We start from the raw sequence: 14,643 nt of genomic DNA, 5'->3' as shown, positions 1-14,643 counted from the left end.
CATTTCTGAGGTTTTATGTCTGCGGTAATCAGCGACGCCTGGCGTCAGCGTTTTGGTGGCACAGCGCGTCTGTATGGCGAAAACGCGTTGCAGCTTTTTGCGGATGCGCATATCTGCGTGGTGGGGATCGGCGGCGTCGGATCCTGGGCGGCGGAAGCGCTGGCGCGCACCGGCATCGGCGCTATCACGCTGATTGATATGGATGATGTCTGCGTCACCAACACCAACCGGCAGATCCACGCCCTGCGCGACAGCGTGGGCCTTGCGAAATCCGAAGTGATGGCTGAGCGCATTCGTCAGATCAACCCGGAATGCCGGGTGACGGTAGTGGACGATTTCGTTACCGCCAACAACGTGGCGCAGTACATGAGCGCCGGATTCAGCTATGTGATCGACGCCATCGACAGCGTACGGCCTAAAGCGGCGCTGATCGCTTACTGCCGTCGTAATAAGATCCCGCTGGTGACCACCGGCGGCGCGGGCGGGCAGATCGATCCGACGCAGATCCAGGTCAGCGATCTGGCGAAAACCATTCAGGATCCGCTGGCGGCGAAGCTGCGCGAAAGGCTGAAAAGCGATTTCGGCGTGGTGAAAAACAGCAAGGGTAAGCTCGGCGTGGACTGTGTGTTCTCCACCGAAGCGCTGGTGTATCCGCAGGCGGACGGCTCGGTATGCGCGATGAAAAGCACCGCAGAAGGGCCAAAACGGATGGACTGCGCCTCAGGCTTTGGCGCGGCGACCATGGTCACCGCCACTTTTGGTTTTGTGGCGGTGTCCCATGCGCTGAAAAAAATGATGGCGAAAGCGGCGCGTCAGGCCTGACGCGCGGCATCCTGTACGGCGGCGGCCAGCGCCGCCAGCCCCTGACTGCGCGATGCGCTGAGCTGTCCGCGTAATCCCAGCTCATCAAACAGCGCCAGCGGATCCTGCGCCAGCAGGGTCGGCGCGGTTTTTCCCTCCACCGCCGTCAGCAGTACCGCCAGCAGTCCCCGCACAATGCGGCCTTCGCTGTCGCCGAAGAAATGCAGTTTTCCCTCGCCTGAAAGGGTATGTCCCAGCCAGACGCGATTTTCACAGCCGGGAATTTCCCGCGCCTGGGCTTTAAGATCGTCTGACAGAGCAGGCAACTGTTTACCGAGCAGGATCAGCTGTCGGTATTTATCTTCCCACTGCGTCAGCGGGTTAAAGATCTGACGCAGTGTGTCTTCGGTTACGGCGCTGCCGAACGGGTGTCCGGCGAAAGCAGGGTTAGTCATTAATCCACCAGAAGTTCAAGGGCGCGGTCGATGGCGTTAACCAGCGCATCGACATCGTTTTTCGTATTATAGGGCGCAAAAGAGGCGCGCAGTGTACCGCTGACGCCAAGCGCCGCCAGCAGCGGCTGGGCGCAGTGCTGGCCTGCGCGCAGCGCGATGCCGTACTCTGCCAGCAGCGTCACCATATCGCTGTGGTGCACCCCGGCAAAATCAAAGGCCAGCAGGCTGGAGTCCTGGCAACGGAACGAGCGGAAGCCGGGGCGTTTTGCCAGCGCGTCTTCCGCCAGCGTCGCCAGCCCGCGGCTGTAGCTTTCGGCCTGCCCCATATCCATTTCTTCCAGCCATTCCAGCGCCGCGCTCAGCCCAATCACCCCGGCCACGTTCGGCGTGCCCGCCTCCAGGCGCCAGGGCACCGGCTGGGTTTTAAAGCCGTCAAAGGTGACCTCGGTGATCATCTTACCGCCGCCCAGCCAGGGGGACATCACCTCCAGCAATTCGCTTTTGCCGTACAACGCGCCGATGCCGGTCGGGCCATAGAGTTTGTGGCCGGAAAAAGCATAAAAATCAATGTCCAGCTTTTGCACGTCCGCCGGGAAGTGCACCGCGCCCTGTGCGCCATCCACCATCACCACCATGCCGGCAGCGTGGGCGAGAGTTATGGCGCGCGCCAGATCCGGGCAGCCGCCGGTGACGTTGGACATTTGCCCGATGGCCATAATGCGGCTGCGGGGGGTGATCAGCGCGGGAAGTTGTTCAATGTCCGGCACACCGTCGGCCGCAACAGGCAGCTTCACCACGCTCGCGCCGGTTTGCTCCGCCACCATCAGCCAGGGCACCAGATTGGCATGATGCTCTGCCTCGCTGACGATAATCTCATCGCCTGGCTGTAAACGCGGACGCGCATAACACTGGGCGACCATATTGATCGCCTCGGTGGTGCCCCGCGTCCAGACGATGTTGTTACCGGCAGGCGCGTTAAGCAGGGCGGCAACCTGGTCGCGCGCGGCTTCATAGCGCGCCGTCAGTTTTTGCGCCTGCGCATGCTGGCTGCGATGCACGTTTCCTGCGCTCAGGCTGTAAAACTGCTGCGTGGCGTCAATGACGGCCTGTGGTTTTAGCGCAGTGGCGGCGCTGTCCAGATAGACGCCCGCATCGGCAAGAGCAGGAAATTGGGCACGAAAATGGGCAGGATTGAATGCGTTCATGGCGTTCCTCATAGTCAGACGATGATCGTCGCGCAATTTGCAAACTGATACAAGCGCCTGTGCTCCATCAGATTTTTCTGTTTATCCTGGCGCACTTTCGAAAGCAGGTTATGCTAAATAGTGTTGGGTGGACGTTGAACCCTGTTAATAAACAAGATTCAGATAGCATTAATTGCTAAAAGGAGAAGAATCATGAAAAAGACTGCCGCCATTATTACCGCATGTATGATGACTTTTGCACTGAGCGCCTGTTCGGGTCCGAACTATGTAATGCACACCAACGATGGCCGTTCCATTGTGTCTGAAGGTAAGCCGAAAACCGACGATCAAACCGGCATGATCTCTTATAAAGACGCTAACGGTAACAAACAGCAGATCAATCGCACTGACGTAAAAGAAATGGTTGCTCTGGAAAAATAATAGCCCGTTTCAGAGTAAAAAAAAGCACCGCAATTTGCGGTGCTACATTAATCACTATGGACAGACAGGGTAAATGTACAGGAAGTGAAAAGGGTAGCGTTGCTACCGTGGTCTGAATAGCAGACCAATTGCAAACACAACATCACAACCGCAAGCCAAAAGCCCTTCAGAACACGCATTCCAAAAAAGACTCTTCGTTCCGGCTCAGGAAGTGCCGCCACTATAGGTATTTGCTGGTAGTTCCTCAACGGACAAATTATAATGTCTCAGATAAAAAAAACTAATGGGTTAAACCTTGTTTCCTGTTTGTTAAATTCCATTAACATCTGAACCTTATAATCATGTCCAAGCGCTTACCACCTCTTAATGCATTACGTGTTTTTGATGCCGCCGCACGCCATTTAAGCTTCACCCGCGCCGCAGATGAGCTTTTTGTGACGCAGGCCGCAGTAAGCCATCAAATCAAGTCTCTTGAGGATTTCCTTGGGCTGAAGCTGTTCCGCCGTCGCAACCGTTCTCTGTTATTAACAGAAGAAGGTCAGAGTTATTTTCAGGATATTAAAGAGATTTTTTCCCAACTCACCGACGCCACCCGCAAACTGCAATCGCGCAGTGCTAAAGGGGCGCTGACCGTCAGTTTATTGCCCAGTTTTGCCATTCAGTGGCTGGTGCCGAGACTCACCAGCTTTAATTCAGCTTATCCGGGAATCGACGTCAGGATCCAGGCGGTTGACCGCGAAGTGGACAAGCTGGCGGATGATGTCGATGTGGCAATTTTTTATGGGCGCGGCAACTGGCCGGGCTTGCGTGTCGAAAAATTATACGCAGAATATCTGCTGCCGGTCTGCTCGCCGTTATTGCTCACTGGCGATAAGCCCCTGAAAACGCCTGCGGATCTGGCAAAACATACGTTATTGCATGATGCTTCCCGCCGCGACTGGCAAACTTATACGCGACAGTTAGGTCTTAATTTGAATGTGCAGCAGGGACCGATTTTCAGCCATAGCGCTATGGTGCTACAGGCGGCAATCCACGGACAGGGTATCGCGCTGGCCAACAATGTGATGGCGCAGTCCGAAATTGAGGCAGGCCGACTGGTCTGTCCGTTTAATGATGTACTGGTCAGTAAAAACGCGTTTTATCTGGTTTGTCATGACAGTCAGGCAGAACTGGGTAAAATAGCCGCCTTTCGACAGTGGATCCTGGCAAAAGCGGCATCAGAGCAAGAAAAATTCCGCTTCCGTTACGAGCAATAATTCAACGCGCGCGATTTCGCGCATGACTTTTTAGGGTACTGACATGACCAGCCGGTTTATGCTGATTTTTGCTGCCATTAGTGGCTTTGTTTTTGTTGCGCTGGGCGCCTTCGGCGCGCACGTGCTGGGGAAATCTCTGGGCACGGTAGAGATGGGCTGGATCCAGACCGGTCTTGAATACCAGGCTTTCCATACGCTGGCGATTTTCTGCCTCGCCGTGGCGATGCAGCGTCGCATCAGCATCTGGTTTTACTGGAGCAGCGTGTTTCTGGCGCTGGGTACGGTGTTGTTCAGCGGGAGCTTATACTGCCTCGCGCTTTCCCATCTGCGCCTGTGGGCCTTCGTCACCCCGGTTGGCGGCGTCTGCTTCCTCGCGGGCTGGGTATTAATGTTAATTGGTGCTATTCGTCTGAAACGTAAGGGCGTTGTTCATGAATAAAGTTGTCTTGTTGTGTCGCCCGGGTTTTGAGAAAGAGTGCGCCGCAGAAATTACCGATAAAGCCGGACGCCTTGAGGTGTTTGGCTTTGCCCGCGTGAAAGAAAACTCAGGCTATGTGGTTTTCGAATGCTATCAGCCTGATGATGCGGATAAAGTGGCAAAAGATCTGCCGTTCAGCTCGCTGATTTTTGCCCGTCAGATGTTTGTCGCCGGTGAGCTGTTACAGGATCTGCCGCCTGACGATCGCATCACGCCGATTGTCGGCATGTTGCAGGGCGTGGTGGAAAAAGGCGGCGAGCTGCGCGTTGAAGTGGCGGACACCAACGAAAGCAAAGAGCTGATGAAGTTCTGCCGCAAGTTCACCGTACCGCTGCGTGCGGCGCTGCGCGAGGCGAAAATCCTCACCAGCTACGAAACCGCAAAACGTCCGGTGGTGCATGTGTTCTTTATCGCTCCCGGCTGCTGCTATGCCGGTTATTCGTATACCAATAACAACTCGCCGTTTTACATGGGCATTCCGCGCCTGAAGTTTCCGTCGGACGCGCCAAGCCGTTCCACCCTCAAACTGGAAGAAGCCTTTCATATCTTCATTCCGGCAGACGAGTGGGACGAGCGCCTGGCAAACGGCATGTACGCGGTGGATCTGGGCGCCTGTCCGGGCGGCTGGACCTATCAGCTGGTGAAACGCAACATGTGGGTGGCCTCTGTGGATAACGGCCCGATGGCGCAGAGCCTGATGGATACCGGGCAGGTCACCTGGCTGCGTGAGGATGGTTTCCGCTATCGCCCGACGCGCAATAACATTACGTGGATGGTGTGCGATATGGTGGAGAAACCCGCGAAAGTCACCGCTCTGATGGTGCAGTGGCTGGTCAACGGCTGGTGCCGCGAAACCATTTTCAACCTCAAGCTGCCGATGAAAAAACGCTACGAAGAAGTGTCCGGCAATCTGGCGTACATTCAGGAGCAACTGGCGGAGCACGGCATCAATGCCACTATTCAGGCCCGTCAGCTGTATCACGATCGCGAAGAAGTGACCGTACACGTGCGCCGCTGGTGGGCTGCGGTGGGCGGACGTCGCGACGAGCGTTAAAACTGCAACCCTCACCCTGAGGTAAAGTGTGGATCCCTCTCCCTGGAGAGAGGGTCAGGGTGAGGGGATTATCTCGCCAGCCGCAGCTGCTGCAAATTCCCTTCCACCTGTAGATCCGTTTTCAGCCTTGCCACATCCCGGCAGATAAACGCCATTTCGCGATGTTCCACCAGTTTTTTGCGCCACTTTTCCGGTACCTCCGCAAGCCCTGCATAGAGATTTTCCAGCGTGCCAAAGGTGGTGATAAGCTGCGTGGCGCTCTTCTGCCCGATACCCGCCACGCCCGGAATTTTTGAACTGCTGATCCCCGCGAGTCCCCAGTAATCTGCCAGTTGCTCAGGCGTGACGCCAAATTCAGCGGCGATAAAGGGCGCATCCAGCCAGCGCTTCTGAAAATAGTCGCGGATGCGGATGGTCGGAGAGAGCAGCTGGCAGTAGCCTTTGTCCGTTGACACTATGGTGGCCTGATGCCCGGCCTGCGCCACTTTTACCGCCAGGGTGGCGGCCAGATCGTCCGCCTCATTGCCTTCTGACACCCAGCATGGCACGCCGTGGCTGGCAAAGGCCGCACGCAGGGCAGGCATTTCCGCGTGCAGGTTGTCCGGCATCGGCGCGCGACCTGCTTTGTAATCCGGCAGGATCTGATGTCGCCAGCCGCTGTTGCGCGCCTCGTCATCAAAGACCGCCACCGCATGAGTCGGCTGGCTGTGAAGGATCAACTGGTCGAGCGCGTGCAGGCAGGTCTGGACGCAGGGCGATCCCTGCACGGCATGGATCCGGCGAATAAGATTAAGCGCATCAACAATTAACAGATGAACAGCCACAGCACGCTCCCGAAAAAATTTAACGCGCTAAGGGTAACACCGGCGGTGAGGAGGAGGCCAGAAAGCGGGGGAAAAACAGGAAGACGCCTCGCAAAAAAGCCGGGTGGCATAAGCGCACCCGGCTTCATAAAGGAACGACTGACGTGATTAATCGCAGGCGACGACTTTCATCGCCAGACCGCCACGGGATGTTTCGCGGTATTTGGCGTTCATGTCTTTGCCCGTCTCATACATGGTCTCAATGACTTTATCGAGGCACACGCGCGGCTCGCTGGTACGGCGCAGGGCCATACGCGCGGCGTTCACCGCTTTCACCGAGGCAATGGCGTTGCGTTCAATGCAGGGTACCTGTACCTGTCCGGCGACCGGATCGCAGGTTAGCCCCAGGTTATGCTCCATGCCGATTTCGGCCGCGATGCACACCTGCGTCGGGCTGCCGCCCAGCAATTCCGCCAGACCTGCCGCTGCCATGGAGCAGGCCACGCCCACTTCACCCTGACAGCCCACTTCCGCGCCGGAAATGGAGGCGTTCATTTTGTACAGGGAGCCGATTGCGCTGGCGACCAGCAGATAGCGGGCCAGTGAGTTAGCATTTACTTCACGAATAAATTTATCGTAGTACGCCAGCACCGCCGGCACGATGCCACAGGCGCCGTTGGTCGGCGCGGTCACCACACGTCCACCGGCGGCGTTTTCTTCGTTCACCGCCAGCGCGAACATGTTGATCCAGTCGACCACCGCCATCGGATCGGTAGAAGTTTTATCACCGCTGACCAGCATACGGCGTAACGCCGCCGCCCGGCGCGGGACGCGCAGTTTGCCCGGCAGGACGCCTTCGGTGGTAATGCCGCGCTCAATGCCGCCGCGCATCACTTCCCAGACGTTTGCCAGATGCTGATCCAGCTCGGCTTTGCTGCGCAGCGCCAGCTCGTTTTTCATCATCAGGCCGGAGAGGGATAAGCCGGTTTCCTGGCAATGACGCTGTAAATCGGCGGCATTTTTATAGGGGTACGGCACCGTGATTTCTGCATTACTGGTCAGGCCGAAGTGCGCCTCATCGACGATAAAGCCGCCGCCGATGGAGTAATAAGTCTGGCTGTAAACCACGCTTTCACCCGCCAGTGCGCTGATACGCATGCCGTTTTCGTGCAGGGAAAGGTTATCCGCATGGAAGTTCATGCACTGGTCAACCGGAAATTCCACTTCATGCTGACCGTTCGCCAGCAGCAGGCGGCCATGGGTATTCACGTCCTGAATGAAGCCCGGAATGCTGTCGATGTCGACGCTGTCCGGCAGGTTGCCCGCCAGCCCCATAATAATGGCGATATCGGTATGGTGGCCTTTGCCGGTGAGGGAGAGGGAGCCGTAAACATCCACCACGACGCGAGTGATGTCACTGAGAATGCCACGCGCAATCAGGTCGTCCGTAAACTGTTTACCTGCTTTCATTGGTCCCACGGTATGGGAGCTGGAAGGGCCAATGCCGATTTTGAAAATATCGAATACGCTAATCATGATGCATTATCCGTTGCTATGAGTCAGAGGGCGCCGCCCGAAAAGGCGGCGCGGGGGATTAGCTGAACAGGGAGTAGAAGATAGCGGAGATAGCTACCAGGCCCATGCAGACAACGAAGATGTTGCTGATGTGACCGCTGTATTTGCGCATCGCCGGCACTTTCTGAATCGCATACATCGGCATCAGGAACAGGATCATCGCGATAATCGGACCGCCCAGGGTTTCGATCATACCGAGGATGCTCGGGTTCAGGGTTGCCACAATCCAGGTGGTCACCAGCATAAACAGCGCGGTGATTTTATTCAGACGGCTGATTTCGATGGTTTTGCCACGGCTGCGCAGGGATTTGATCACCATACCGTTGAAGCCTTCACGCGCACCCAGATAGTGGCCGAGGAAGGATTTAGTGATGGCGATGATGGCGATAATCGGTGCCATCCACGCAATAATCGGCGCGTTAAAGTGGTTAGCCAGATAAGACAGAATAGAGATGTTCTGATCTTTCGCAGCCTGCAAATCTGCCGGCGTCAGGCTCAGCACGCAGCTGAACACGAAGAACATTACCGTCAGCACCATCATGATGTGCGCGAACGCCAGGATGCGGGAGCATTTCTTCTCGGCTTCATCACCGTACTCTTCACGTTTCGCCACGGCGAAGGAGGAGATGATCGGTGAGTGGTTGAAAGAGAACACCATTACCGGAATAGCAAGCCACAGGGTCATCCACAGGCCTTTACCGGTACTGGCTGCTGCGTCAAAGGAGAGCGTTTCCAGCGCGGCACCGCTCCACTGCGGGATCAGGTACAGGGCCAGCAGCATCAGCGCAACCACAAACGGGAACACCAGAATACTCATCGCTTTCACGATCATCTGCTCGCCGAAGCGCACGATGGTCATCATACCGACGATCAGGATCAGGGAAAGAATGAAACGCGGCGGCGGCGTCATACCCAGCTGGTGGGTCATAAAGCTGTCAACCGTGTTGGTGATCGCCACGCTGTAGACCAGCAGGATCGGATAGATAGCGAAGAAATAGAGCAGGGTGATGAGTTTACCTGCGCCGATACCAAAGTGTTCTTCTACCACTTCAGTAATATCTTCCCCCGGATTTTTTCCGGACAGCACAAAGCGGGTCAGGCCACGGTGAGCAAAAAAGGTCATCGGGAAGGCGATGATGGCCATGATGATCAACGGGATCATACCGCCGACACCGGCGTTGATCGGCAGGAAGAGCACACCTGCGCCGATAGCGGTGCCGTAAAGGCCCAGCATCCACATGGTGTCAGTTTTACGCCATGCGCTGCGCGTTTCTACGGCAGCAACAGTGCTGGTTTGAGTTGTTTCCATCTGTATCTCCTGGAGGAAGCTAAATATCAGGTTTTTCAGTGCAATCTAATGAAAAGTGGCCTGACGGTAATATGAAATCTGTTCAGCGACGGTTTTTTTATAATTTCTTGCCGTAACTATCGGCGGGCGGAAAGATACATTTATGTAATGAATGTATCAGTGATCCCGATCGCAAATGCAATAATCCGCTTTCTCTGGGGTTAATGACAGGTCATCCCACTGCAAAGCGATCCCAAGCCAAAATTAATGGTGGCGCAGGCTACCACTGACAATATATGCACGCAAAGCATCAAACGAAAAATACGACAAAATCGCTGCAAAAGATGATGTAAACAGCGTTTTCTGAGGAATACCTGAGGTAAGAATGGATTTTTAGCGGTGAAATAGCATACGCAACCGTTTGGCTTAGGGAGCAGAAATAAGACTGGCTTATAACGGGCAGGATGGCTTTGCCCGGCGGCGCAGGCTTGCCGGGCCTACGAAACGGATACCGGATGGCAGAGAGTAGGCCGGGTAAGCGCAGCGCCACCCGGCAAAACAGTTCAACGGCCGGGTAAGCGTAATGTCACCCGGCATGAGAACCCGCTATCAGGTCATAATTTCATAGCAGGGAATATACGCCGAGCCCGGCAGCTTCATGCGGTGCTGCGCGACAAAGCCCTGCAGCAGGTCGTCCATGCGGCGCATCATGTCGCTGTCGCCGTGGATTTTGTACGGCCCGTATTTTTCAATCGCGTGGATCCCCGCCTCTTTAACGTTCCCGGCGACAATCCCTGAAAATGCGCGGCGCAGATCGGCGGCCAGAATTTCCACCGGCTGATCTGGATAGAGCTTCAGGTTCGCCATATTTTCATGGGACGGGATGAAAGGCACCTGGAGTTCCGGCGCAATGCGAATTGACCAGTTAAAGCTGTAGGCATCGCCGGTCTCACGACGATTCTCTTTCACCATCGGCATCGCTTTTTTCATCAGCCGCGCCACTTCATGGGCGTCATCAATAATCACGCGGTAATAACGACGCGCGCCTTCGCCCAGCGTGTTAACAATAAATTCGTCGAGCACGCGGAAGTAGTCAGCGCTCTGTTTTGGCCCGGTGAGGATCAACGGCAGCACCTGGTCCTGGTTGGCAGGATTCATCAGAATGCCCAGCAGATAGAGCAGTTCTTCCGCCGTACCGACGCCGCCAGGGAAGATGATAATGCCGTGGGCGATACGCACGAAGGCTTCCAGACGCTTTTCAATGTCCGGCATGATCACCAGCTCATTGACCAGCGGGTTCGGCGGTTCTGCGGCGATAATCGACGGCTCCGTCATGCCGATAAAACGGCCTTCTTTGTAACGCTGCTGCGCATGGCCGACCGCCGCGCCTTTCATCGGCGCTTCCATCGCCCCCGGCCCGCAGCCGGTGCAGATGTTCAGTTCACGCAGGCCGAGTTGGGTGCCCACGCGTCGGGCGTACAGGTATTCGGTTTCGTTGATCGAGTGACCGCCCCAGCACACCACCATGTTCGGCGCTTCGCCGACGTGCAGCGCACGGGCGTTACGCAGGATGGAAAACACCAGGTTGGTAATGTGGGTCGAGCTTTCCAGATTTAAATGCTGGAAACGACCGGCGCTGTGGATCTGTCCGTTAACGAACAGAATGTCGCGCAGTACGGCAAACAGGTTGGCCTGAAGCGCGCGGATGATACGGCCATCCACAAAGGCGTCTTCCGGGGGATTGATCAGTTCAAGCTTGACGCCGCGCTCACGACGCAAAACGTTAATGTCGAAACTTTCAAAACGCGACAGCAGCTCTTTGCTGTTATCGGTCAGACTCCCTGAGTTAAGAACTGCCAGTGAACAGTTGCGAAACAGCTGGTACAGGTCGCTGCTGGCCGTGCGTTTAAGCATATCGACTTCCAGCTGCGACAACATATCCATTGAGCCTAGCGGGCTAATATGTGTAATCAAGTGAGCTCCTTACGGGGCGAAAATCGCCGCTCCCTGTGATTACAATAGCCCTGGCTTATGACGTTTAACAACCTCATGCGCCGATTGTGCGGCGCAAATGCAGAAAATTGTCTGTTTACTGGCGAACCAGTCTTCCGGTTGAGGGCGCAAAATCGCCGTTGGTGCGCCACGGATTAATGTCCAGACCGCCGCGACGGGTATAGCGCGCATATACGCTCAGGGATTCTGGCTTACAAAAACGCTGCACATCATTGAAAATGCGCTCCACGCACTGTTCATGAAATTCATTGTGATGGCGGAAGGAGACCAGATAACGCAGCAGCTTCTCACGGTCGATTTGCGGACCGCGATACTGGATCTGCACCGAACCCCAGTCCGGCTGATGAGTGATCAGGCAGTTAGATTTCAGCAGATGGCTGACCAGGGTTTCTTCCACAATCGGGCCGCTGGCGGCGTTTTCCAGGTAATCGGCGCTAAAGTCGTAGTTATCGATCGCAATATCCTGATCGTCGATGCACACACCGTTGAACGCGGCGATCGGCTGACCTTCCAGTTCATTAAGGCGATAAAGCGCCACGCTCACGTCGCCCTGCGCACAGGCGCTGAGATCGCGCTGCAGGGTGGCCTGCACCTCGTCCCAGCTGGCGAAACGCGTCTGGTTGAAGCTGTTGAGATAAAGCTTGAAGCTTTTTGATTCCACCAGATTGACGCTGGCATAGTTAAGTTCCACCTGTCCAACCGCCACCTGCGGCAGGCCATTACTGTTCAGCCATGACAGCTCATAGAGCGTCCAGATATCGCCGCCGTGAAAGGGCAGGTTGTCGGCATGCAGGCCGAGCGGATCGCGGTTCAGGCTGCGCGGTACGCCCTGCAACAGGCTGGCGTCGTAGGTATCGCGGTACGCGGTGGATTTGCCGAGGGTCAGGCCAGCCAGCGCCTGGTGGTTATCATAAGAAGACATGTTTCATCGCCATTTTGCAGGTAAACTATCCGCCAAGTTTATCCTGGCTTTGGTTAAGAGAGAAATCGGTGCACACAGAAACGGCGCTCGCCCTGAAAGCATTTACCGCACGCTATTGCGATGCCTGGCATGAGACACACCACAGCTGGCCGCAGAGTGAAGATTTGTACGGCGTGCCCTCGCCCTGCATTATCTCCACCACCCAGGACAGCGTATTCTGGCAGCCGCAACCCTTTGAAGGGGAACCCAATGTAAACGCGGTTGAACGGGCATTAGATATTGTGGTACAACCCGCGCTGCACGCGTTTTATGCCACCCAGTTTGCCGGTGATATGCCCGCGCGCTTTGGCGCGCAGACGCTGACGCTGCTGCAAACCTGGAGCGAGGACGATTTCCGCCGCGTGCAGGAAAATCTAATTGGCCATCTGGTGACGCAAAAGCGACTTAAGATTTCGCCCACGCTGTTTATCGCCACGCTCGACAGCGAACTGGACGTTATTGCCGTCTGCAACCTGACCGGACAGGTGATTCTCGAAACCATCGGTACGGCGAAACGTACGGTGCTGGCCCCGTCTGTTACGGAATTTCTTAATCAGCTTGAGCCTGTTCTGTAATCCAGATTACTACTGAGTTTGTGAGAGATCTCTTACACAGGCTGTAGGAGATCGCCAGGATTTTCTTCTCATTCAGTCCGTCATGCTCTCCCGTTAAGCCCTTATATTCAACAAGTTAACCTCATAAACTCCCGTCTGTGTCGAATGCTATTCTGATTATGTTCTTAAGCACCTTCTTGTAGGACAGGGCAAAAAAGCGGATCCTTATCCCCGTTGACAAGAGGTCACATTGCGAAGTGGATGCCGGGATGGTGTAGCTTCGCAGCAGGAACACCAGGACGGTGCTGCAAGGAAAGGCTTCCGGATGAAGCAAAGTGGATGACGCAGGACGCGTTAAAGTACACCTCCAGGACGGAGAATGAGAGCCGGTCAGGATGCCCGGCGGACCAGGATGTTCAGGGACGGGCGTTACGGATAACGCAGATCGTATCGGGGTGGTACGAGCAGGATGCAGTTGTTTACGGATGAACAGGTCAGGAGACCGCAGGAAAAGTTGTCAAGGATGAGCAGGGAGCAACAAAAGTAGCCGGAATGCTGCGAAACGAACCGGGAGCACTGTTTTTACAGTGCTCCCTTTTTTTGTTCAGGCCCGACTAGTGCTATCCTGCGCGCCAGTTTTATTTTCAGTCGAGGTTGATATGACTCCCCACCAGCACGTGCGCCAACAACTGTTCAGCCTGGAAACCCTGTTAAACGAGCAGGGCATCTGGCAAACCCATTCCCCGGTCGCCAGCGCTTTCGAAAGTACCGAGCCTTTTTGTCTGGATACCATGGAGCCGTTCGAGTGGCTGCAATGGGTGCTGATCCCGCGTATGCATGCCCTGTTAGACAGCGGACAGCCGTTGCCGCAGACCTTCGCCATCGCGCCTTATTATGAAGTCGCGCTTGATGCCAGCCATCCGGCCCGGGATGTGGTGCTGGTACAGCTTCAACAGCTTGATGCCATCTTTGCTGGCGATAACGCCTGATGCTGGAGATCATCTATCAGGACGAATGGCTGGTGGCGGTGAACAAACCTTCCGGCTGGCTGGTGCACCGCAGTTGGCTTGATCGCGATGAAAAAGTGGTGGTGATGCAAACCGTGCGCGACCAGATTGGTCAGCACGTGTTTACCGCCCATCGCCTCGATCGTCCGACCTCCGGCGTACTGTTGATGGGCCTGTCCAGCGAGGCGGGCCGCCTGTTATCGCAACAGTTTGAACAGCATCAGATGCAGAAGCGCTATCATGCGATAGTACGCGGCTGGCTGATGGACGAGGCCGAGCTGGATTACCCGCTGACCGAAGAGCTGGATAAAATCGCCGACAAATTCGCCCGCGCAGATAAAGGCCCTCAGCCCGCGGTGACGCACTATCGTGGGCTGGCCACTGCCGAGATGCCCGTCGCCACCGGGAAATTTCCCACCACCCGTTACGGACTGGTGGAGCTGCTGCCGAAAACCGGCCGCAAGCACCAGCTACGCCGCCATCTTTCGCATCTGCGCCATCCGATTATAGGCGACAGCAAGCACGGCGATTTAAAGCAAAACCGCAGCGCCGCCGAACACTTCGGCTGTCAGCGCCTGATGCTGCACGCCAGCGAACTGTCGCTGACGCATCCTTTTACCGGCGAACCGCTGGTGCTGCGTGCCGGGCTGGACGAGGTCTGGATGCAGGCACTGTCGCACTTTGGCTGGCGGGGGCTTCTCCCTTTAAATGAAAGGGTTGAGTTTGCCGCATGCAGCGGTCAGGATGAAGAGAGTCAAGTCTGAACAAGGAGT

General features: G+C 55.9%; 15 protein-coding genes. 8 read left to right on the top strand and 7 right to left on the bottom strand.

Going from position 1 to position 14,643, the window contains the following annotated elements; translation table 11 throughout:
- Positions 1–15: 15 nt before the first annotated feature.
- On the top strand, positions 16–822 hold the full coding sequence (gene tcdA, locus BMF08_RS00965; RefSeq protein WP_072569933.1) for a tRNA cyclic N6-threonylcarbamoyladenosine(37) synthase TcdA: 807 nt from the start codon (positions 16–18) through the stop codon (positions 820–822).
- Here the strand turns inward: tcdA and csdE are convergent.
- Entirely contained in the window at positions 813–1,256 is a 444-nt protein-coding gene (gene csdE, locus BMF08_RS00960; RefSeq protein ID WP_072569934.1) for a cysteine desulfurase sulfur acceptor subunit CsdE, read from the bottom strand. The genes tcdA and csdE overlap by 10 nt on opposite strands.
- Positions 1,256–2,461 carry a cysteine desulfurase CsdA gene (gene csdA, locus BMF08_RS00955; RefSeq protein ID WP_072569935.1) on the bottom strand — a complete coding sequence of 402 codons (1,206 nt, stop codon included), beginning with the start codon at positions 2,459–2,461 and terminating at the stop codon, positions 1,256–1,258. The genes csdE and csdA overlap by 1 nt, the downstream gene beginning before the upstream one ends.
- A gap of 192 nt (positions 2,462–2,653) precedes the next feature.
- On the opposite strand from csdA, the gene BMF08_RS00950 reads away from it, so the two are divergent.
- The 4 genes from BMF08_RS00950 (at position 2,654) to rlmM (ending at position 5,669) form a co-directional block, all read left to right on the top strand.
- Positions 2,654–2,881 (top strand): YgdI/YgdR family lipoprotein, encoded by a 228-nt coding sequence (locus BMF08_RS00950; RefSeq protein WP_072569936.1) that lies wholly within the window; start codon positions 2,654–2,656, stop codon positions 2,879–2,881.
- Between the two features lie 341 nt (positions 2,882–3,222).
- Positions 3,223–4,137 (top strand): glycine cleavage system transcriptional regulator GcvA, encoded by a 915-nt coding sequence (gene gcvA, locus BMF08_RS00945; protein ID WP_072569937.1) that lies wholly within the window; start codon positions 3,223–3,225, stop codon positions 4,135–4,137.
- A 43-nt stretch (positions 4,138–4,180) separates the two neighbouring features.
- Positions 4,181–4,576: a DUF423 domain-containing protein gene (locus tag BMF08_RS00940; RefSeq protein WP_072569938.1), complete on the top strand. Its 396-nt coding sequence runs from the start codon at positions 4,181–4,183 to the stop codon at positions 4,574–4,576.
- Complete coding sequence (rlmM, locus tag BMF08_RS00935; protein ID WP_072569939.1) at positions 4,569–5,669, top strand: 23S rRNA (cytidine(2498)-2'-O)-methyltransferase RlmM; 1,101 nt, start codon at positions 4,569–4,571, stop codon at positions 5,667–5,669. Before BMF08_RS00940 ends, rlmM begins: the two co-directional genes overlap by 8 nt.
- Positions 5,670–5,737: 68 nt before the next feature.
- On the opposite strand, the gene xni is transcribed toward rlmM, so the two are convergent.
- The 5 genes from xni to queF form a co-directional block, all read right to left on the bottom strand.
- Positions 5,738–6,493, bottom strand: coding sequence for a flap endonuclease Xni (gene xni, locus BMF08_RS00930; RefSeq protein WP_072569940.1), 756 nt, complete (start codon positions 6,491–6,493; stop codon positions 5,738–5,740).
- Between the two features lie 147 nt (positions 6,494–6,640).
- Complete coding sequence (locus BMF08_RS00925; protein WP_072569941.1) at positions 6,641–8,008, bottom strand: L-serine ammonia-lyase; 1,368 nt, start codon at positions 8,006–8,008, stop codon at positions 6,641–6,643.
- A 58-nt stretch (positions 8,009–8,066) separates the two neighbouring features.
- The gene (locus BMF08_RS00920) at positions 8,067–9,356 is read right to left on the bottom strand and encodes an HAAAP family serine/threonine permease (protein ID WP_072569942.1); all 1,290 of its coding nucleotides are present in this window, start codon (positions 9,354–9,356) and stop codon (positions 8,067–8,069) included.
- A 588-nt stretch (positions 9,357–9,944) separates the two neighbouring features.
- A complete protein-coding gene (gene ppnN / locus BMF08_RS00915; protein ID WP_072569943.1) occupies positions 9,945–11,309 on the bottom strand; it encodes a nucleotide 5'-monophosphate nucleosidase PpnN in 1,365 nt (454 codons plus the stop codon).
- A gap of 115 nt (positions 11,310–11,424) precedes the next feature.
- Complete coding sequence (gene queF / locus BMF08_RS00910) at positions 11,425–12,270, bottom strand: NADPH-dependent 7-cyano-7-deazaguanine reductase QueF (protein ID WP_072569944.1); 846 nt, start codon at positions 12,268–12,270, stop codon at positions 11,425–11,427.
- Positions 12,271–12,338: 68 nt separating this feature from the next.
- On the opposite strand from queF, the gene syd reads away from it, so the two are divergent.
- The 3 genes from syd (at position 12,339) to truC (ending at position 14,634) form a co-directional block, all read left to right on the top strand.
- Positions 12,339–12,884, top strand: a complete 546-nt coding sequence (syd, locus tag BMF08_RS00905) for a SecY-interacting protein (RefSeq protein ID WP_072569945.1) — start codon at positions 12,339–12,341, stop codon at positions 12,882–12,884.
- Between the two features lie 638 nt (positions 12,885–13,522).
- Positions 13,523–13,852 carry a YqcC family protein gene (locus BMF08_RS00895; RefSeq protein WP_072569947.1) on the top strand — a complete coding sequence of 110 codons (330 nt, stop codon included), beginning with the start codon at positions 13,523–13,525 and terminating at the stop codon, positions 13,850–13,852.
- Positions 13,852–14,634, top strand: coding sequence for a tRNA pseudouridine(65) synthase TruC (gene truC / locus BMF08_RS00890; protein ID WP_072569948.1), 783 nt, complete (start codon positions 13,852–13,854; stop codon positions 14,632–14,634). The genes BMF08_RS00895 and truC overlap by 1 nt, the downstream gene beginning before the upstream one ends.
- Positions 14,635–14,643 lie beyond the last annotated feature (9 nt).

The sequence above is a fragment of the Enterobacter sp. SA187 genome (assembly GCF_001888805.2).
In the GTDB taxonomy this organism is placed as follows: Bacteria; Pseudomonadota; Gammaproteobacteria; order Enterobacterales; family Enterobacteriaceae; genus Enterobacter_D.
Note: the sequence above shows the minus strand (reverse complement) of the source record. Positions and strands in the feature narration are given on the sequence as shown.